General features: G+C 70.0%; 1 protein-coding gene. It reads left to right on the plus strand.

Annotation, left to right across the window (positions count from 1 at the left end):
* Positions 1–317, plus strand: a 317-nt coding sequence (locus D0817_RS25905; RefSeq protein WP_161568489.1) for a hypothetical protein, incomplete at both ends; no start/stop codon positions are given.

Below are 317 nucleotides of genomic sequence, written 5' to 3' on the forward strand. Positions count from 1 at the left end.
GCGTCCGCGCCACGCTCGGCAGCATTATCGACGAGGACGCCACGCCAGCCGAGACCGAAGTCGACATCGTCGCGGCAGGGCTGCAATTGAGCGCGGCCTTCGGCATCGGCAGCGGCGCCAACGCGCTCGAGACCACCGTCGGCACGCTCAGCGCGCAAACGGGCGCGGGCGGCTTGTTCATTGTCGAAAGCGACGGCCTGACGGTCGGCGCGGTCACTGTGCAGGCAAACAGGGTCGACGCCAGCGCCGCCGCCACGACAACGCTGAACGCGGCGCAGGCCAGTTTCTTCAGCCTCGCCGGCGGCTCGCTCGTGCTG

Source organism: Flavobacterium cupreum (assembly GCF_003996965.1).
In the GTDB taxonomy this organism is placed as follows: Bacteria; Bacteroidota; Bacteroidia; order Flavobacteriales; family Flavobacteriaceae; genus Flavobacterium; species Flavobacterium cupreum.